The 20,258-nt window shown below is 49.7% G+C and carries 15 protein-coding genes; 6 read left to right on the forward strand and 9 right to left on the reverse strand.

Annotated features, from left to right (window positions below; translation table 11 throughout):
• Positions 1–38: 38 nt before the first annotated feature.
• The 8 genes from BLR65_RS05525 to BLR65_RS05560 form a co-directional block, all read right to left on the reverse strand.
• A complete protein-coding gene (locus tag BLR65_RS05525; protein WP_245692481.1) occupies positions 39–1,247 on the reverse strand; it encodes a multidrug effflux MFS transporter in 1,209 nt (402 codons plus the stop codon).
• Positions 1,248–1,422: 175 nt separating this feature from the next.
• Positions 1,423–2,544, reverse strand: coding sequence for an amidohydrolase (locus BLR65_RS05530; protein ID WP_093793197.1), 1,122 nt, complete (start codon positions 2,542–2,544; stop codon positions 1,423–1,425).
• A gap of 24 nt (positions 2,545–2,568) precedes the next feature.
• The gene (locus BLR65_RS05535; protein WP_093793198.1) at positions 2,569–3,519 is read right to left on the reverse strand and encodes a S66 peptidase family protein; all 951 of its coding nucleotides are present in this window, start codon (positions 3,517–3,519) and stop codon (positions 2,569–2,571) included.
• 149 nt (positions 3,520–3,668) lie between these two features.
• Positions 3,669–5,270: a peptide ABC transporter substrate-binding protein gene (locus BLR65_RS05540; protein WP_093793199.1), complete on the reverse strand. Its 1,602-nt coding sequence runs from the start codon at positions 5,268–5,270 to the stop codon at positions 3,669–3,671.
• A gap of 61 nt (positions 5,271–5,331) precedes the next feature.
• Positions 5,332–6,306 carry an ABC transporter ATP-binding protein gene (locus tag BLR65_RS05545; RefSeq protein ID WP_093793200.1) on the reverse strand — a complete coding sequence of 325 codons (975 nt, stop codon included), beginning with the start codon at positions 6,304–6,306 and terminating at the stop codon, positions 5,332–5,334.
• Positions 6,293–7,303 (reverse strand): ABC transporter ATP-binding protein, encoded by a 1,011-nt coding sequence (locus tag BLR65_RS05550; RefSeq protein ID WP_093793201.1) that lies wholly within the window; start codon positions 7,301–7,303, stop codon positions 6,293–6,295. The genes BLR65_RS05545 and BLR65_RS05550 overlap by 14 nt, the downstream gene beginning before the upstream one ends.
• 10 nt (positions 7,304–7,313) lie before the next feature.
• Positions 7,314–8,225: an ABC transporter permease gene (locus BLR65_RS05555; RefSeq protein WP_093793202.1), complete on the reverse strand. Its 912-nt coding sequence runs from the start codon at positions 8,223–8,225 to the stop codon at positions 7,314–7,316.
• A gap of 2 nt (positions 8,226–8,227) precedes the next feature.
• Complete coding sequence (locus BLR65_RS05560) at positions 8,228–9,160, reverse strand: ABC transporter permease (RefSeq protein ID WP_093793203.1); 933 nt, start codon at positions 9,158–9,160, stop codon at positions 8,228–8,230.
• Positions 9,161–9,390: 230 nt separating this feature from the next.
• On the opposite strand from BLR65_RS05560, the gene BLR65_RS05565 reads away from it, so the two are divergent.
• Positions 9,391–10,212 carry a D-alanyl-D-alanine carboxypeptidase family protein gene (locus BLR65_RS05565; RefSeq protein WP_245692484.1) on the forward strand — a complete coding sequence of 274 codons (822 nt, stop codon included), beginning with the start codon at positions 9,391–9,393 and terminating at the stop codon, positions 10,210–10,212.
• 63 nt (positions 10,213–10,275) lie between these two features.
• Here BLR65_RS05565 and BLR65_RS05570 read toward each other — a convergent pair whose 3' ends face one another.
• Positions 10,276–11,940: a radical SAM protein gene (locus BLR65_RS05570; RefSeq protein ID WP_093793204.1), complete on the reverse strand. Its 1,665-nt coding sequence runs from the start codon at positions 11,938–11,940 to the stop codon at positions 10,276–10,278.
• A gap of 710 nt (positions 11,941–12,650) precedes the next feature.
• Between BLR65_RS05570 and BLR65_RS05575 the strand changes: the two genes are divergently transcribed.
• The 5 genes from BLR65_RS05575 (at position 12,651) to BLR65_RS05595 (ending at position 20,244) form a co-directional block, all read left to right on the forward strand.
• A complete protein-coding gene (locus tag BLR65_RS05575) occupies positions 12,651–14,066 on the forward strand; it encodes an amino acid permease (protein ID WP_093793205.1) in 1,416 nt (471 codons plus the stop codon).
• A gap of 156 nt (positions 14,067–14,222) precedes the next feature.
• Entirely contained in the window at positions 14,223–14,657 is a 435-nt protein-coding gene (locus tag BLR65_RS05580) for a histidine utilization transcription antiterminator HutP (RefSeq protein WP_093793206.1), read from the forward strand.
• 129 nt (positions 14,658–14,786) lie between these two features.
• On the forward strand, positions 14,787–16,316 hold the full coding sequence (gene hutH, locus BLR65_RS05585; RefSeq protein WP_093793207.1) for a histidine ammonia-lyase: 1,530 nt from the start codon (positions 14,787–14,789) through the stop codon (positions 16,314–16,316).
• Between the two features lie 109 nt (positions 16,317–16,425).
• Positions 16,426–16,878, forward strand: a complete 453-nt coding sequence (locus BLR65_RS05590; RefSeq protein ID WP_093793208.1) for a histidine utilization transcription antiterminator HutP — start codon at positions 16,426–16,428, stop codon at positions 16,876–16,878.
• 279 nt (positions 16,879–17,157) lie between these two features.
• Positions 17,158–20,244, forward strand: coding sequence for an ATP-binding protein (locus BLR65_RS05595; protein WP_093793209.1), 3,087 nt, complete (start codon positions 17,158–17,160; stop codon positions 20,242–20,244).
• Positions 20,245–20,258: the final 14 nt, after the last annotated feature.

Below are 20,258 nucleotides of genomic sequence, written 5' to 3' on the forward strand. Positions count from 1 at the left end.
GGCTGAGCACTTTGCAGTGCTTAGCCTGTTTTCATAAATTAGCGGGTTAACTTATGATAACTTACATAGGACAATAAATTGACGACAGCAATTACCACGGCCATGGGAATTGCTGTTGTTCCATCACCCAAGCCAACAAGGGGCGAGGCTATGGCGCCAAAGATAAAGGATACAACACCGAGCAGGCCGGAAGCGCTGCCGGCTGCATGAGGCTGGCGTTGAACAGCCAGGGAAAAGCTGGCTGTAGTTGTGATGCCGATGCAGGAAACAATCAGGAATAGTTGAATGAGAATAAAGATGACTGACACCTTAAGAATGCATAGAACAAGTAAAAGCACACTACAAAAAAGTGCCAGACTGAGGCCAAACGCAAGTAATTGTTTTTCGCTATACTTACCTGTAAAATAGCCGGTTAATTGCGCAAACAGCATAATTCCCAGGCCATTGATTGCAAAACAATAACTAAACGTTTTCGCTGATAAGCCATATAGGGTTTGCAGGACAAAGGGCGAGCCGGCAATATAGGCAAATAAACCGGCAATAATGAAGCCTTGTATTAACGTATAACCGACAAAGATCCTGTCCGCAAGCAGTGTTTTAAATGTAATGAAATTCGCTTTTAGACTTCCTGCATTACGGCGTTCTTGCGGTAAACTTTCTTTCATGCCAAGGATGACGGCTAATGTCAAAATGATGCTGAATAAACCCAGCGAAACAAAGATTCCTTGCCAGTCGCTGAATGCTAAGATTTGTCCGCCGATGACCGGTGACAGGATCGGTGCAATACCATTAATGAGCATTAACAGCGAAAAGAACTTCGTTAATTCAGGTCCGGAATAAAGATCACAGGCAATGGCCCGTGACAGTACCACTCCGCCTGAACCGGCAAGTCCCTGAATAAAACGAAATACGATTAGTGCCCAAATGGAAGTTGCCCAGGAACAGATAAAGGAAGTAATAATAAATATAAGGAGAGAAAGCACCAATGGCTTTTTCCGTCCATGGCCGTCACTGTAAGGTCCAATAAAAATCTGGCCTACTGCTATCCCTAGCAGGGTTGCGGTCAGACTGGCCTGGATCAGCGAGGCGCTTGTGCCTAAGCTGCTTGCCAGCTGCGGCAAGGCAGGTAAATATAAATCGGTGCAGAGCGGGCCCATGCCGGCTAAGCACCCTAATAAGGTTGCCATCCATAAACGATTATGGCCGGCAACAGTCGACTCTACCATAGATTGATTGGTATAACTCAATTGTGATCACCCCAAGAGATACTATAAGTTTAGTCTATAAAAAAAGCCCTTCTTTTGCCAATTGCTTATTGAATAATTGCTCTAATAAATGGGAAATCTGCTGTATTAAATAGCCTACATGATTTTCGATGTCAATCTTCATGAATTCACCTTCCTAAGTCGATTTCATTATAGTTTATTCAAGTAAATCAACAGCCGTCATGGCCATTGCTTTGGCGCCTACCAACAATCGTTTCTGGGCATATTCAGAGCCGGTCGCCGCAGCAAAAGCCGGTGTGTGGGCGACAAGATTGCAGCCGATACCAAGATCGGGATGGATGGTGGGGGTTCGATGGCTGACATTGCCGACATCAGTGGAGCCGTCTGCATCCAGTGGCTCGAGGAGCGTTACCGTTTCCCCTAACAAACTCATGTTATCTTGGAATAACTGCATAAGCTGCGGATCGTTGATTAATTCTTTAAACAAAGGTTCATAATGTACAGTTTCCACAGTTGTGCCTGTAGCCAAAGCTACTCCCTCAGCCAGACGCCGTACTGCCGGCAGTACTGTCTCTTCCAGATAGTCTGCGGATAAAGCCCGGATGGTGAACTTGGCTGCGGCCTCTTCCGGCACGATGTTGGGGGCGGTGCCTCCCTGGGTTATGATGCCGGCCAGGATGGTTTCCTGGGTAAACGTTTGACGCAGCGGTTTGATTCCCTGATAAAACATGACAAGGGCATCTAACGCATTAATACCCTTGTCGGTTTTGCTGGCGACATGCGCCGGCCGCCCGTGGAAGGTTATTTTAAGCGGATGAGTGGCGTAGGAAGTGCCGCCGATATTATTGCTGTCGGCCGGGTGAACGATCAGTGCCGCCGTTAAATCGTCAAATACGCCGGCTTCTGCCATAGCCACTTTGGCGCCGCTGGTTTCTTCGGCCGGGCAGCCGATGAAATAAGAAACAGCCCGGCTGCCGGCTACGGCAGAAAACGCCGCCGCTGCTCCCCAGCTCATCGCGGCAATCAAGTTATGCCCGCAGGCGTGGCCCAGGCCGGGGAGGGCGTCGTATTCGGCCAAAAAGGCAATTTTCGGTCCACACATTCCCTTGTGGGCAATAAAGGCCGTTTCATAGCCGCTGATATTTTGTCGTACGGAAAAGCCACGGCCTGCGGCCGCCTGGATGAGCCGCCGGACGGCCTGAATTTCTTGGCCGCCCAATTCAGGGTTGCTGTGTAAAAACAGGCTGATTGCCTGTAATTCGGCCGCCATGGCGTCAATAGCGGCGATTACTTGTTCTTTTAATGCTTGTTTATTCATGATACGCCTCCAGTTAGCAGGGCATTATTCCAGGGTGGCGGTTTCAACAACGGCAAGCCCGCCGTCCTGGCTTCGCAGTGTGGCCTTAATCCCCAGGGGGAGAGTTACTTTATCGGCGGTGTGGCCGAAATACAGATTCATGAGTACCGGTTTGTTTAAACCGCCCAGCCGGTTTCTGAGTACTTCTTCGACGGTAAAGCTGGGAGGGGTGGCTTCCTCTTCGCAGTCGGCAAATACGTCAACCACGATCCCGGCTGCGGCCTGGAGTTTGCCGGCCAGTAACAATTGGGTTAACATCCGGTCAAGGCGGTAAGGAGCTTCGCCGACGTCTTCCAGACACAGGATCTTATCGTAGGTGTCAATTTCATAAGCTGTACCCATTGTGGCGGCAATCAGACTGAGGTTGCCGCCTGTCAGGCAGCCTTCGGCAGAACCCGGCACAATAAACTGGGGGGCGGGAGCCTGGGGCGGGTTGACAAGCAGCCCCAGTGGTTCGGGCGAGGTGACGGCCCGCCAAAAGTAATTCCATGTATAGTCAGGGATTGTTTTTCCCATATCGGCGGCCGCCATCGGGCCATGGAAAGTAACAAGGCCTGTGCGCTGCCCAATACTGGTATGCAGGGCGGTAATATCACTATAGCCGACAAATATTTTGGGGTGGGCTTTGATAAGGTCGTAGTCCAGCAGGTCCAGTAACCGCATAGTGCCGTAGCCGCCCCTGAGGCAGATAATACCATCAATATCAGGGGAGGCAAACATGGCGTTAAGGTCGGCGGCGCGGGCTGTGTCCGCACCGGCCAGATAGCCCTCTTCCTGGTTGACTGTCAGTCCAAGCCGCACCTGAAATCCTTGCTCTTTAAGCCAATGTATGCCGGCTGCGGCTGTTTCCCGGTTACCGGGACTGGCAGGCGCAATGATGCCGAGCGTAGCTCCCGGGCATAGCCTGCGGGGTTTAATCCGGGCTAGTAAATCCATTTTGTAATCTCCTTTGATCAACGCTATTATAAAGGGATATGCACGTGATAGCGGCACATCCCTGTTTTGAAGAAGCTGGCAGGCGCAGGCGGGTGGTGTATTGCCAACACCCGCCTGCAAACATCTTTAGTACATTGTTATAGATCGGGTTATTTTTCAATATAAGCGGCTTTGAAGTCCGCTAATCCTAGTACAGACCAGAAATAGCCCTTAACATACGGCTTGGTCATATAGGGCTGGGTTGTGTAATAGATCGGGATGATGACGGCATCATCAAACAGAATTTTTTCGGCGTCATGCATAGCTTGCATCCGGACCTTTTGGTCAGTGGTCGATTGAGCCTGTTCGATCAGACGGTTATAGGCGGGACTCGCGTATTTCGCATCATTTTCCGGGTCTTTAAATACGTCCATGAAGGTCATCGGGTCGGCGTAGTCGCCGGTCCAGGAGGCCCGGGCAATTTGGAAATCCCCCTCTGTTCTTGTTGCCAGGAATACTTTGGATTCCTGGTTAGTCAAATCGACAGTTACACCTAAGTTTTGCTTCCACATTTCCTGCATGGCTTCGGCAATCGATTTATGCAGTTCACTGGTATTAAACAACAGGGTAACGGGTGGCAGTCCCTGACCGTCAGGGTAACCTGCTTCCGCCAGCAGTTTCTTGGCCTGCGCCACGTCTTCTAGCGCATAGTTGCCGCCTTCTTCCCGGAAATCTTTGCCGGAAACGGGATTGGTCAGTCCGGGGGCCACCCAGGCATAGGCCGGTTTTTTGCCGCCTTTGATTACATTTTTGACCAGCATATCGCGGTTGATGGCTGCGGCGAACGCTTTGCGGACTTTTACGTTGTCAAATGGGGGCTTTTGGGTATTAAAGACATAGTAGTAAATGCCAAGAAACGGAGAGACTTTAAGCAATCCGGCCTGGGTAAGGCGGTCGTGCTCAACAACCGGCGGTTCGACCATCATGTCGACCTGATTATTTTCCAGCATAGCCAGCCGGGTAGTCTGAGAATCGCTGATCGGCCATTCCATTTTTGCGAGTTTGACAGCGCCGGCATCCCAGTATTGATCATTTTTGACAAATTCGATTTTGCCGCTGTGCGTCCAGTTGCTGATTTTAAAGGGTCCGTTACCGATCAGAGTACCGGCCTCGCCTGCCCATTTATCGGCATTGGCTGTTACCGTTTTTTGGTGAACAGGATAAAAGGCATGGAAGGCTACCAGGTTTAGAAAATAGGCTGTAGGCTTTTCCAAGGAAACTTCCAGTGTATGGTCATCGATAACTTTAACGCCAACCTGATCGACCGATACTTTTTTTTCATTGTAGGCTTGCGCATTTTTCAGCGGAAACAGCATATACGCATTTTCGGAAGCGGTTTCAGGATTTAATGCCCGTTTCCAGGCAAAGGCAAAATCGTGGGCGGTGACAGGGTCGCCGTTTGACCATTTCGCATTGGCACGTAAATGGAATATGTAGGTAAGCCCATCGGCAGAAACATCCCACTTTTCGGCGGCGCCCGCCACCGGCTGATCTTTGGCGTCAAGCCGGGTTAGACCCTCAAAAATTTGCAGTTCCACCAATGACTCCGGAATGGCTGTAGATTTGGCCGGATCAAGAGTCGCGGGTTCAGCCTCCAGAGCATAGCGAAGTACCTGTTCATTGGAACTAGTACCGGATTTTCCACAGCCTGCTGCCAGAGTTAACAGCATTGCCATTGTCAGTAGGACTGCGCACAGCTTTTTACAGGACATTGTCACTCCTCCTTAGGATATGCGATGATGAATGTATTTGTTAATAGCACGTTGTATATAGTTAACGGTGTACGACATGACAGGCGGTCAGGTGGCCGGAGCCAAGGTCCACCAGTGTCGGTTCCTGTTCGCTGCAGGTCTTAACGGCGTAGCGGCAGCGGGTGCGGAAACGGCAGCCTGAGGGCGGGGTGATGGGGTTCGGAACATCGCCTGTGAGCAGGATTCGCTCCCGCTTGGCTTCCACTAACGGATCAGGTATGGCGATTGCCGACAGCAGGGCCTGGGTGTAGGGATGCTGTGGCCTCCTGTATAGTTCGTGGCTGGCGGCAATTTCTACAATTTTGCCAAGGTACATGACGGCTACCCGGTTGCTGATATGTTTTACCATGGCCAGATCATGGGCAATGAATAGATAGGTCAATTGCATGGCTTCCTGCAAGTGCTCCAGTAAATTAACGACTTGGGCCTGGATAGAGACATCCAGGGCGGAGATTGGCTCATCGCAGATAATGAAGCTGGGGTCAACCGCTAAAGCTCTGGCAATGCCGATTCTTTGCCGCTGACCACCGCTGAATTCATGGGGAAAGCGGCTGATGTAGCCGGGATTGAGGCCAACCAGCCGGAGCAGTTCCACAATCCGCTCTGTCCGCTCAGCGCCGGCCGCCAAGCCATGAATGTCTAGCGGTTCGCCCAGGATATCGCCGACAGTCATCCGCGGGTTCAGTGACGCATACGGGTCCTGGAAAATCATCTGCATCTCCCGGCGCAGTTGTTTCCCCGGGTCTTTGCTGTCAATTATTTTGCCGTTAAACAGAATTTTTCCGGCGGTAGGTTTGTATAAATGAATAATCGTCCGGCCGGTAGTGGACTTGCCGCAGCCACTTTCGCCGACCAGGCCGAGGGTCTCTCCCTTGCGGATGCCAAAGCTTATGTCGTCAACTGCCTTAAGCCAAGCCGTGGGGCGCCCCCAAAAATCAGTATCGACGGCAAAATACTTCTTTAGATTGTGTACTTCTAATAGATTAGTTTGTTCCATCGGTCGGTACCTCCGGTTTTGGGGCGCTGGGATGCTGCAGCCAACATGTTACACTATGGGTTGGGGTTATGGGGGTGGTTTCAGGATAGTATTCTGTGCAAAGGCGCATGGCATGCGGACAGCGGGGATGGAAGGGACAGCCGGCCGGCGGGTGCAGGAGGTCAGGCGGTTGTCCGTCAATGACCGCCAGTTTGGTTTTTTGCTGTACGTCCAAACGGGGGACCGATTGTAACAGGCCCCATGTATAAGGATGGCAGGGGGCATGGAAGATTTCTGCCGCCGTTCCTGTTTCGGCAATTTTACCGGCGTACATGACAATTATGCGGCTGCAGAGACCGGCAATGGCACCAAGGTCATGGGAAATAAGAATAATGGCCATAGTTAGTTTTTGCTGCAAGGTCTTCATTAAATCAAGAATTTGCGCCTGAATGGTTACATCAAGAGCTGTTGTCGGCTCGTCGGCAATCAGCAGCTTGGGATTGCAGGCCAGGGCTATGGCAATCATGGCCCGCTGGCGCATACCGCCGCTGAATTGGTGGGGATAGTCGTTTACGCGCTGTTCCGGCGAAGGGATACCCACTAAACGCAGTAATTCCACAGCCCGGGCATAGGCGTCTGTTTTGCCCAGATGTTTATGGTATTGCAGGGATTCGGCAATTTGCAGTCCAACCGTAAGCACCGGATTAAGAGAAGTCATGGGGTCCTGAAAAATCATACTGATAGCGTTGCCCCTGATTTTTTCCATCTCGGCCTCCGGCCGCCCTAACAGATCGGTTCCGTCAAAAAAGATCTTCCCGCTTTTATAATTTCCCGGCGGTGTGGTAATCAACCGCATAATCGCATGCGCGGTTACGCTTTTGCCGCAGCCTGATTCGCCCACAATGCCGACAGCTTCACCGGGAAAAACCTGGAAGGAAATATGATCAACCGCCTTAACTTCACCGGCATATGTGTCGAAGGAGACTGCCAATTCTTGTACATCTAATAAGGGATTCATGTTTTACCTCCTAGCGTCGCACGCGGGGATCAAGTGCATCACGCAGACCGTCTCCCAGAAAATTGAAGGCCAGCATGGTGACGCTGATTGCTATGGCTGGAAAAAATAACTGGAAAGGGTAGGAACGCAGGCTGGTTACGCCTTCGGAAGCCAGTACCCCCCAACTGGCCATGGGCGCAGACACGCCCAACCCAATGAAGCTCAGGAAAGCCTCGGTGAAGATGGCTTCCGGTATGGCCAGCGTCATGGTTATAATGATGGGGCCCAGGCTATTGGGAAGCAGATGCCTGAACAAAATCCGCCAGGTGCCGGCCCCGAGTGTACGGGCCGCCAGCACATATTCCTGGTGTTTGAGGCTTAAAATCTGGCCGCGGACAATCCGGGCCATACCCAGCCAATAGGCAATACCGAGGGCAATAAAAATATTGGTCAGTCCCGGCTTTAACACGACCATAAGCAATATGACATACAATAGCAGTGGAATGCCGTACAAAATATCAACAATATTCATCATGATTCTGTCAACCCGGCCGCCTAAGAAACCGGCCAGTCCACCATAAATAACGCCGATGGTAAGATTGATCAGACTGGCGACGACACCGATGGACAGGGAAATACGCGCGCCGTACAGCACCCGGATAAATAAGTCCCGGCCGAGGCTGTCGGTGCCAAACCAATGGGCTGCACTCGGCGGCTGATTGGTTTGACTTAGGTCTTGCGCAGAATAGGACAGATTGGAAATCCAGGGTCCGATAATGGCAACCGTGATAATTATGGCAATCGTATACAGGGCGATCATGGCCGGTTTGTTTTGCTGCAGGCGCCGCCAGGCATCCTGGCTCCAGGTGGAACCTGGGCGGAGTGTGGTTTCCGCCTGCCCGCTGCGGACTACAGGGGTAAATGCGTCATTGTCGAATTGCATGATTAGCCCTCCTGTTTCCCGGCTAGTTTTATGCGAGGATCCAGCAGCGGATAAATAAGATCGACTACTAAATTAAGGCCAATCACTAATACGCTGTAGAAAACCGTGACACCGAGAATGACAGTATAGTCACGGTTATAGATGCTGGTAACAAAATGCCGCCCTAAACCGGGGATGGCAAATATATTTTCAATAATAAAGCTGCCTGTCAGAATGGAGGCGGACATTGGGCCGATGTAGGTGATTACCGGAATTAAGGCATTTTTTAACGCATGGCGGTAGAGGATAATCAATTGCGGCAATCCCTTGGCGCGAGCTGTCTTCATATAATCCTGGGCGAGAACCTCCAGCATGCTGGCACGGGTGAGGCGGGCAATGAAGGCCGTCGGCTGGGCGGCTAAAGCCAGCGCCGGCATAATGGTATATTCCACTCCGTTCCACATGGAGGCCGGCAATAGAGCAAGTTTAATCGCCAAGACATAAACCAGCACGGTGGCCAGTACAAAACTGGGGACAGATACACCCAAAGTGGCGAATATCATGGTAAGATGATCCTGCCATTTGTTTTGCCGCAAAGCCGCCACCGCACCGGCGGGTATCCCCAGCAAAACGGCAAGGATAATACTCTCAAGGCCCAACTGAAAGGAAACCGGGAAACTTTCACGAATAATGTCGTTGACGGAACGGCCTGCATATTTGAAAGACGGACCCAGATCGAACTGCGCTAAACTGGCCAGGTAATCGATATATTGTTTCCATAAGGGATCATTGAGCCGGTAGTGTTCTTCAATGTTCTTTAGTACGGCGGCGGGAATATTTTTTTCACCGGTGAAGGGGCCGCCCGGAATGGCATGCATTAACAGGAAAGTTATGGAGATGATTGTTAGCAAAACAAGCAGAGAGCTAACAATACGGTTTACCGTATATCTGAACAAACACGTGCACCTCTTTCTAGAGCAGATAAAAGGTATATTCGCTCCCCGTACCGGTATCCCTTTTTAGAAGCAGATTTTTATACATTGAAAAATACAAATGAATTCATGCTTTTTTACCGGCAGGAGTTGTTAATTTACTGTAGAAATAGATGTGGTGGAATTCAGGTAACGTACCACCCGCCTGCAAAATTCTTTAGTACGTTGTATTACATATTTGGGGGCTAAAAGAAATGTTGAAAATGAAAAAATTGCTATCATTTGTTGTCTTTGTGGCTGTCATGATCTCGGTCAATGCCGTGTTTGCCGCGGAATTGCCGCAGGTGGATGCGGAAGCGGCCGTTGTCCTGAAAGCAAGTGATAAAAAAGTATTATATGCCAAAAATCCGGACAATATTATGTATCCGGCAAGTACGACCAAGATTATGACGTTGATTACGGCACTGGAACAAGGCGATCTGGACAGTGTAATTACAGTGAGTTCAAGCGCGGCGACTTGCGAAGGTTCAAGCCTTGATTTGCGGGCCGGTGATCGTTTGACGCTGCGGGAGGCCCTGTACGGAATGATGCTTGTTTCCGGGAATGACGCCGCCGAAGCGGTTGCTGAAAATGTTGCCGGCTCGATTCCGGCTTTTGTCAAGCTGATGAACGATAAAGCCGAGAAAATCGGCACACAGCGCACCCACTTCAGCAATCCCCATGGACTGCCTGATCCGGTTAATCATTTTACTACAGCCTATGATTTGGCGCTTATTACCGCCTATGGCCTGCAAAATCCGGTATTTGCGGGCATTGTTTCCACGCGGGACTATGATGTGCATTTTGTAAGCCGGGGCGGCGGCATTACCCACGCCAGAAATACCAATAAGCTGCTGGCGACTTATCCGGGCGCCAACGGAGTAAAAACCGGCTTTACCAACGCCGCCGGGGAGTGTTTGGTTGCCGCCGCCAAACGTAATGGCGTCGAGTTGATTGCCGTTGTTTTAAACAGCGAGCACCGCTGGGCGGATGCAACACGACTGTTAAACTATGGTTTTGAGCAATTAGGGTTATAGCCGACAAGACCAGGAAGCCGGAAAATGGCTTCCTGGTCTTGTTTCATCCTGTTCACAAATGAGTTATAACCTATTTGTTGCCGCAATCTCCCGGCTGGCTTTATTGATAGCAGCCGCAATGCTGCGTGTGTAGTCGGTGCTGCCGCTTATTATGTCGATCAGCGTGCGTTGTTTAAAAAGCATTAATTCGGCTTTGGAGGTTAAGCCTATCGCTTCCGTCATCATTAGGTATTCAGCGGCAATATCTGTGGGAATACCAAGATGTGCTGCGTACGCGCGCAGTTTGCCGGTCTCCTTGAGCCAGGCCCTGCCATCCATGGAGCCAAGGGCGAAACCCGTGTCGTTCCAGCGTTCGGCAGGTTGGTAAACAGAGTATTTGTAACCCATGAAATTCTGGGTGAAGGCTGCGGCGCCCGCGGCAAATGTACAACCATATTTTTCGGAATGGTTGTACCAGTTTGTTGCCGGCAAGGGACCAGGGGGGGTGACAATGACTGTGTCGGGCAAAGTCTCGTCAATTAGGGTAACGTTGGCTTTATATACTTCATCTGCACCGGTTCCTGCAGGCAGCGGGCAGGGGTAGATCAGCGACAGGCCGATACGGCACGGTAAGCCGGCGGCATCTGCGGCCAGGCGAATTGTGGCGACGGTGCCGACGATAAGGCGCTTATCTTCGTCGTGACCGGTTTCGCCGCCCATGAATACCGCACGCAGGCCGGACTGAATCATCAGGCGGTAAGCGTCAAGCGTTGCCTGTGTGGGCTTGCCGGCACGGATAGACATGGAATAGCGGATGGTAAGGCCGCGTGCCAGGATGGCCTCCGCAATATTCCGGCCATGTTCGATAGTGGTTGCCGAACTGCTGAAGCGGAAAAAGGCAATTCCCCGCTTCAGCATGGTTTCCATTTCCGCGACAATAGCGGCTGCCGGCCGGGGCGTAACAGGAAGCGCGCAGCGGCCAACCCCGTCCACAATGGTGTGAACATATATCTTATCCTGAAGATCTTCCGCCCGGTAGGCGGGAACTATCGGTTTGGTTAAACTCTGGCTATGCTGCTTTGTATTGCCGGCAAAACCGCCTGTTTTCAGCAAGGTTCCGCCGTAGGTTTGCCGCACCTGTTCCAGAAAGGCGTCCCGCGTACCAGTGAGGCGGTGCAGGGCAATAAGCTCTGCCAGTATTTCTTCGCCAGGTCCCATAATGGCAAGGTCAAAGCAGGTATTGCGCAGGACAAAGTCACCGGATACGTTAACTTGCGGGCCGCCGGCGATTATCGTTGTAGTAGGGCAGTGCTGTCTCACCGCGGCAGCCAGGTCGCAGCTCCACTGGAAGGCGTCTCCGTACCAAAGCTTGAGTCCCAGTAAGGGAATATTTTTTGTTTTTAGTTCTGTGACAATTTGTCTGATTCTATCCTGCATATAGGTGTGTCTGCGCTGCAAGGTATAGGCATAGAGCGGCCAGGCGGCCAGGAGCAAGGCATGGGTAAATGTTTTGTTATGATACGTTTTAAGCTGCAGCTTGACCAAGGCTTTTAGCAGACGCACCGCTAAGGAAGGCAGGCCCTTCTCGCCAGCGGTTATCCGCTGGTCGTCGATCACTTCTGCCTCAATTCCTTTTGCCTCCAGGCAGGTGCGCAGGATGGCCAGACTGTTTTCCAGCGTCGTATCCGCTACTACCCGTTGCCGGGGTGCGAAACTATTAACCAATAGGATTTCCGGTTTGCTAGTCATTACAGAACCTCCCTATTTGCTTGTTTTAAATCACCATCCAGTGTTGGCTGAGTGGCCTGTTGCGGGTTTTGCATACTTTTTTCACCTCTTGTTTTGTAATTATCGGGAACATATGGCTAAACCGGTGGATCCAAGGAAATCACCTGCCTTTCTATTGAGTTCTCCTGCTGTAGGTAGAAACTACCTTTGACTGCAGGAATAAAAAAAAGGCCTTTCGGCCTTTTTTCCTGATTGAAAGTATAACTTTCGCCTGGATAGAGCAATGCCAGCTTCCGCTTTGCTAAGGCTTGGCGAAAGCTGCATTTTGTTTATAGATAGTGTCCAATAACGATTTATAGGATACTCCCCCTTGGTGTTCTTTGGCGATTTCGACAACTTCTACAAAACTTCCCGCAAATCCTGCCGTTTACTCCCAAGTAAGTCTAAATATGGAAAACGATAAAAAGCATTGACAAAATAATTTTTATAATTTACAATAAAGCTAAAGTTCAGAAAAATAAATAAATCTTTTATGCCTATAGCTATTCAGATATTAGGGGGCAAAACTCAGTTTTGAGTTTTGTCCTTTTTTATTTGGCCAAATGCTGCTGTCCGTTCTACCCAGGCCAACATAACCCCTACTATTCAAACCGGAGAGGAGGAAAAGACATACGGGTATTTTGGCAAAGTGAGTAACTGGTTGTAAAGTTTAAAAGTTTGGGGGAACAATAATGACAACACCAACTGTAAATCTTGAGCAACTTTGTCCGGAAAAATCCGGACTCAAGCGCGATATGAAATCGCGTCACCTTATGATGATTTCTATTGGCGGAACAATTGGTACAGGACTATTTATGGGTTCAGGACAGGTCATCAGCCAGGCTGGCCCGTTTGGTGCGATTTTAGCTTTTTTGTTTGGCGGATTTGTGATGTATCTGGCGCTTTTGTGTTTGGGTGAACTGGCAGTGGCCATGCCGGTGGCCGGTTCTTTCCAAAGTTATGCCTCGCGGTTTATATCGCCGGGTGTCGGTTTTACTGTCGGCTGGCTGTACTGGATTAACTGGGCGGTTTGCATTGCCGCGGATTTTACCGCTGCCGGCATTATTATGACAGGTTGGTTTCCGCAGGTTGCCGTCTGGGTTTGGTGTGTAATTTTTGGCGTGATATTAGCTTTGCTGAATTTGATTTCGGTCAAGGTATATGGGGAAACAGAATTTTGGTTTGCCAGTATCAAAGTCGCGGCCATTGTTGGTTTTATTATCGCCGGTGCCGGCTTAATGTTTGGGTTTGCCGGCAGGGAAGGCGCAATTGGTTTTACGAACTTTGCGACCGGTGACGGAATTTTTCCTAATGGCGGCTGGGCTGTATTTTTAACAATGGTTACCGTAGTCTATTCTTTCCAAGGTTCGGAACTGGTTGGAATTGCTGCCGGGGAATGCGAAAATCCCGGGGAAAATGTGCCACGGGTTATAAAAGGGATTGCGTTGCGGATCGTGCTGTTTTATGTATTGGCAATTATTGTGCTTGCCGCCACTATTCCCTTTAAGGAAGCCGGTGTACTGGAAAGTCCGTTTGCCCATGTATTCGGACGGATTGGCATCCCGGTGGCACAGGATATCATGAGTTTTGTTGTCCTTACCTCGGCTTTGTCGGCCGGCAACTCGGCCCTTTATGTATGTTCACGGTTGTTATGGTCCATGTCTAAGGATCATCAGGCACCTGGCTGGTTGTCGAAGCTCAATTCACGGGGTGTGCCTTTCTACGGGGTATTAATGACGCTGGCGTTAGCTGCTCTATCGCTCTTAACCAGTGCCTTTGCGGCCGATACGGTATACTTGTGGCTGATGTCCAGTGTAGGTTTGACCGGCTGCTTAATCTGGATTGTGATTGCCTGGTGCCAAATTAATTTCCGCAAAAATTTCTTGCAATTAGGCGGTAAATTGGAGCAATTGATTTTTAAGACTCCCTTTTACCCCATTGTGCCTGCCATTGCCGTATTGCTGAATGCCGGTATTATTATCAGCCTTTATTTCGATGAATCGCAGCAGATTGTTCTCTATACCGGAATACCGGTAATCGCGTTTATTTATCTGTATTATCTTTTTGTGCACAGTAAAAAAGAGGAAAAGATAAAAGAAGTTGTATAGTAGCCGAGAGCAGAGACGCTATTAAGATTTTTTATTCTTGACTTTTTTTAAGAGCTGCCTTATGATGCAGGTAAGATCCTTCCGTAGATATGAGTTATGAGTGTGGCGGCAGGTTTAGTTATGAGAATATAGGGAGAAAGCCATGGAAGAAGAGCAATGATTAGTCTGGGAAAAGTAGCAGTGCTATCGGTCTTGCAAACAGAGGCCGAAGAGATAAGCCTGCTGGAGCAAAGTCTGGCATTAGGCTATAAGGTGTATAAAGGCAAAGTGGGCTCGATGGATTCGGCTAAGATTTTTGCGGCTGTGGAAACTGCCGCAAAACGGGAAGGCTTTATCGGCAGTCACTATCGGGAAGAACATGCCTTATACCATAGTATTTTGGAAGCCTATCAAGGAATTTGCCGGGGCAATGCCGGTTTAGGCAATGTATTACGCAGTGCGGGTTTATTATACAGCATTGTCCGCGGAACCAGAGCGGCCGGTTGTGCTGATGACGGTGAATGGATTGCGGTTGCTTTGTATGGCTATATGGGAGCGCCCATGAAAGGCTTTGAGCATGAGGTGCTCGGCCTGGGCATGAACCCAATTTAAATAGGAATATAATATATTCAATAATTTACCCAAAGTAATGAGACATAAGGGGGTAAACTCGCTAACGAGTTTGCTCCCTTTTTGTATAAAATGGTCAAAATAAGAGTAATAAAATAGGAGGCTGGAAACATGATATTACTAGACGGAAATTCTCTCACATTAGCATATGTAGCGAAGGTGGCCCGGGGGTGTGAGCCCGTGGGCTTAAGCGAGGCCGGGCGGCAGCAGATAATTGACAGCCGGAAAATTGTGGACAAAATTTTGGATGAAGAAAGTCCGGTGTATGGGATTTCCACAGGCTTTGGTGACTTTAGCAAGATATTTATTTCGAAAGAAAAACGGGAAAAATTGCAGAGAAACTTAATTTTAAGCCATGCGACCGGTGTGGGCGACTATTTGCCTGAGGATGTTGTGCGGTCGGCTATGCTGCTGCGGGCAAATTCACTGGCTAAAGGCTATTCGGGAATTAAATTGTCGACAGTTGAGATGCTGCTGGAAATGCTGAACAGACGGGTATGCCCGGCTGTTCCGTCCAAAGGCTCGGTAGGCGCCAGCGGCGATTTGGCGCCACTGTCCCATATGGTGTTAGTCATGCTGGGGGAAGGGCAGGCCTTTGTCAACGGCAAGCTGGTAAGCGGTGCCGAGGCCTTAGCTCAGTGCGGTCTTAAGCCGGTGGCTCTTGGCGGTAAGGAAGGGCTGGCGCTGATTAATGGTACGCAAATTATGACGGCCGTCGGTTGTATGGTGTGGCAGGATGCCGTTGATTTGCTGAAAACAGCCGATGTGGCTGCCGCCCTTTGCACGGAAGCGCTCAAGGGAACCCGGACGGCCTTTGATTTGCGCATCAGCAAAGTCAGACCGCACGTCGGACAGCTTGCTACGACAGATAATATGCTGCGTCTGACGGCTGAGAGCCCGATTATCGAATCTCATATCAATTGTTCTAAAGTACAGGATGCTTATTCGCTGCGCTGTGTGCCGCAGGTGCATGGTGCGTCCAAAGACGCTTTGCGGCGTATGGAAGAAACCCTGTCAATTGAAATTAATGCCGCTACCGATAACCCGCTGATTATGCCTGATACCGGCGAAGCGATTTCGGGTGGTAATTTCCATGGGCAGCCAATTGCGCTGGTTATGGATTATCTCAAACTGGCATTGGCGGAAATCGGCAATATCTCCGAGCGGCGCATCAATCGCCTGCTGGATTCGCATTTAAGTGAACTGCCGCCTTTCCTGACCGCTTACCCCGGTGAAGATTCCGGACTGATGATTACCCAGTATACAGCCGCTTCTTTAGTGTCGGAAAACAAAGTGCTTGTTCATCCGGCCAGCGCCGACTCCATCCCCACCTCGGCCAATCAGGAAGACCATGTCAGCATGGGCACAATTGCCGCCCGGCAGGCACGGGAGATATTGGAGAACGTGCGTTATATCCTGGCGATTGAATGCTTGGCAGCGGCGCAGGGAATTGACTTCTTGTCACCGTTGAAACCGGGAAAAGGTACGGGTGCTGCCCACCAAGCCATCCGTGAAGTTGTTCCTCATTTGGATGAAGACAGAATGCCTGCCCCGGATATTAAGAAAATATATAGCCTGATTGCCGAAGGAATATTGGTAAAAAAAGTGGAAGACGCCATCGGCTTGCTGAAGATCGTGTAATCGTGAACAACTACCCTGAAGGGCATAGGTGGTTTCTGTCGCAGCCTAAGGAAAATGGATCGGTTAGAGAAAACAGACGCATTTTGAGAAACAGGGAGAGGAACCTGACATGATAAACTTGGAAAAGAACATTAGCCTTGGTAAAATGGCCGTTTTGCTGGTCGTGGTTACCGGTGAGGCGGAAGCTGCCATGCAGAAGCAGGGGAAAGAATTCGGTTATACTCTATGCAAAGGCAAAGTGGGATCTATGGACTCGGCCAAGATTTTTGCGGCCGTGGAGACCGCCGCCAAAAAAGAAGGCCTCGTTGACCAGCGTTACCGGGAAGAACATGCACTGTATCATTCTGTACTGGAAGCCTATAATGGCATGTGCCGCGGCCAGGACGGCCTTGGCACCATTCTCCGCAGTGCCGGCTTGCTGTTTAGTATTGTGCGCGGTAATAAATTGCCGGGCAATACGAGCGACGGCGAGTGGATTGCCGTCGCTCTGTACGGTAATATGGGGGCGCCGATCAAGGGCTATGAACACGAGGTGCTTGGCCTGGGGATGAATCCGATATGATCTATGGTTAGGATAGTAATTGATTTTGCTGCTGCTTAGTGCGGATTGTGCCGGCAGTTGGCAGGCTGTGGCCAAAATTAGCTTGAACCAATGATAAAATGAGGTTCAAGCTAATTTTTTAGCCGGCGCTTTGCCGGCTGGGGACGCCTGATCCGGACAGAGAGTAAAGGCGGGTTACTCATATCTTCAGGGAGTGTTCAAAAGGATTTGCTCTCGCTGTGTCGAAAAACCTGTGATAGATGTATTGTGGCTAAATTTTAAGGTAAGAGGATTGCGGAGATGAGCGAGCTATATGCGATTTTATTAGGGGAGCCCGAGGTTTACTGGAATGGTAAACGCTTGTTTTTTCCCTTCTCTAAGGCAGAAGCGTTACTGTATTATTTATTAGTAAAGCAGCAGTCTTCCAGAGAAGAGCTGGCGGCACTGCTCTGGCCAGACAAAGAGGACGCGGCCGCCCGCAGAAATTTGCGCAATACACTGTATTTGCTAAAGAAAATGACAACCGAGGATTTGGTAATCACGCCTTCGCGGGCGAAGGTGCTGCTCAATACCGCTGCTGTCAATATTACCACTGATATTCAGGAATTTAAGGAACTTTCCCAGGAAGAAGCACTGGTGCTGTACCGGGGAGATTTTTTGTCCGGCTTTGTTTGTAAAGACGCCGAGAGTTTTGAATCCTGGGTGGACAGGCAGCGCGACAGCTTCAAGGAGGATATGGTTGCCAGGCTTACCAAAGTCATTATCGACCGGTTGAACCATAAGGAATATAGCGTGGCGGAACGTTATCTCAAGCAATTGCTTGTTTTGGACGAATATAACGAAAGTGCCTGCCGGACGTTAATGAAACTATATGAACGAAGCGGCGCGATTACTAGGGCAATCGAGGTTTATGACTGCCTTAAAAACAAGCTTGGCAGTGAACTGGGGATCCGTCCGCAAAGTAAGACCCGGGAGGAGTATGAACGTATACGGGCGAAACTGGCCTCTCAGCTTACGGTGTTGCCTGCCGAACAAGCGGCGGAGTATTTTTTTGGCCGTGCCCGCGAATTAGCCTGGCTGAAAAGCCGGCTGGACGATTTTGGTGCCGAACGTTCTTGCTGCGTGGGCGCTGTTTTGATAGGCGAGCAGGGTGTGGGGAAAACCATGATTGTGCAGCGAGTCCAGGAAGTGATGGCTGCCGGCAGGGTAACCGTGTTAAAAACCCAATGTTATCAAGCGGAGCAGGACTATCCGTATAAAGCCTGGAACCCCATTTTTTGCCAGGCGATGGAACTGTTGACTCAGTATGGCGAAATATTGCCGGATATTTGGTATCAGGTCATTGCCTATGTCTTTCCGGCTGTTCTCAGTAACCCGGCACTGGCCGGCCAGACGGTGAACGGCTATAATATTCATGCCGGCATGATTGAAGAAGTGATGTGCGGTATTCTTAAAAAGCTTGCCGCGCGCACCAAACTGCTGCTGCTAGTAGATGATATTCACTGGCTGGATGTTCAGGGGCAATCCGTGCTGCGTCAACTGCTGCGAACAGGCAGGCAAGACGTTTTTTGCCTGGCAACTTGCCGGAGTGAATATCAGGAGCAGGTAGAACGGATAACCGGCAGTTTTAGTCAGAATGTTTTGGTTGAATACCTTACTGTGGAAAATTTCAGTAAGGAGGAAGTTATCAAATTTTCCGAGCTGGTGCTGCCTGCGGAACAAATATCGGCAACTCTGCAGCAAAAACTATATGAATATACGGACGGCAATCCTTTATTCTTGGTAGAAAGCTGTAAGTTAATTAAAATGGGACAAACGGTTGACCGGCTGTCGCCACGCCTGCGGGGTGTTTTGCGGGAACGGATTAATGCGGTTTCGGATAACGCCAGAATGGTGCTTGATGTGATTTCCGTTTTCTTTAGCAGTGTTGCCTATCAGGAATTGCTGGCTGTGTGCGGGATGAATGAATTTGAACTTGTGGAAGCCATTGAGGAACTGCAGCACAAGCGCTTAATTCAGGAAATAAATGATTTAAGACTGGGAATCAAGACACCGGTATATAAATACAGTCATATCCGGATTAGAAGCTATGTGTATGAGCATTTGTCGTCTTTGCGGAAAAGAATGATCCATAAGCGGGCGGGCCGCTATTTGGAAAAAATGATGAATCAGGAGTCTTTCGGGCAGGATGTATACTCGGAAATTCTGTATCATTATTCGCAGATTGACGAAAAAATTAAGGTGCTGGAATATACGATCAAACTTGCGGAACGCTACAGTTGTCCGCAATATGAACTGTTTCCTGAATTAACCGGAATGTACAGCGGCTTTGTTTTTGAAAATAAACTGCAAATTATGGGCTATTTGGACAAAATCAGGGATTTGCTGGCTGCCTTGAGGGCGGTACAGGCGCCTGTGGAAAAGTTAAGCCGGTTTCAGGCTGCTTATCTGGAAATGCTGGGACGCTATTATATTTGGCGGGGCGATCATGTAAACGGCTTAAAAGCCATTCATCAGTTGCTGCGCCTTGCCGGCAAGAAGGGCTTTACAGCTTATTTAATTAAAGGCTATCAACAGGTCGTCTATTGCGCGATTCAGATTCGCAAACCGAAGTTGATTGAAAGCTTTGTCGATAAACTGCGGCAAACGGCGCAGGCAGCTAATTTACATGAGAAGAGAGGCGTAATAAAGCGGTTTATGGGAATCGCCTCTGCGCTTGAACAGAAAAAAATCCTGGCGGAGCAGTATTATCGTCAATCGATCTCAGAGTATAAGCGTTTGCAGGCGACGCAGGGCGAATTCAGTCTGCATATTGCCGTCGGCTATAACTATATTGGCGATTTAAGGCATACCGAGGGTAATTTGCCGGAAGCACTGTACTATTATGAACAAGCAATCAGGGTTGTTGGACAAAAAAATAACAGCGCCGGCGTTGTTATTTTCCTGGTGAATGCGGGACGTACGGCTTATGAACTGGGAGAGTACGGGAAGGCTGCCGAGTATTTGGACAAGGCAGCGGCTCTGGAGGCCCAATTTGGCGAATATCAAGGTTACTGGTGCCTCAGAAGCTATTGCACCCTGCACTGTATGCTTGCCTTACTGGCTGTTCGCAATCGTTGCTTCGAAAAGGGGCTGGGTTATCTGCAAAAGGCGGATGGCTTTCTTGACAAGTATCAGGATACGTATCAAGCCGGTCTCATCCAAAGGGTAAAATTGGAAATTAGTATCCGGATGCGGCAGGATGCCCGGACACAGGAAGCTTTTGGCGGCTATGTAACTTTATCCGCTGCAGAATACTACCAGCAGGGGAAGACGATTTTTGCTAAGAACGGAAGCCCCTTCGACAACATGCTGGTGGATAAACTGTATTTTAGCGCCGCCCATTAGTCTGGCCGCTGGTA

The organism is Sporomusa acidovorans (assembly GCF_900101845.1).
GTDB lineage: Bacteria > Bacillota > Negativicutes > Sporomusales > Sporomusaceae > Sporomusa > Sporomusa acidovorans.